Genomic DNA, 237 nt, shown 5'->3' on the forward strand with positions numbered 1-237 from the left:
ACGACCTCGGCGGACAAGCCTTCGATCAATGTGGCGGCTTGCGGTGCATCGCCCTTCTGGCCCGCGGTGAGCGTGAACCGCACGGGACATCCCAAGCCCCGAACCGCCATATGTATCTTGGTGCTCAAGCCGCCGCGCGAGCGCCCGATCGCTTGATCTTCAGACCCCCTTTTTTCGCCCCGGCGGCGTGCTGATGCGCCCGGACGATGGTGGAATCCACGATCAGATATTCGAAGT

General features: G+C 62.9%; 1 pseudogene. It reads right to left on the minus strand.

The annotated features are described in order from the left end of the window. Nucleotides 1–237 (minus strand): annotated as a pseudogene (locus tag FNJ47_RS48885) (transposase); the annotation flags it as partial.

This window comes from Bradyrhizobium uaiense (genome assembly GCF_010811875.1).
Lineage (GTDB): Bacteria > Pseudomonadota > Alphaproteobacteria > Rhizobiales > Xanthobacteraceae > Bradyrhizobium > Bradyrhizobium uaiense.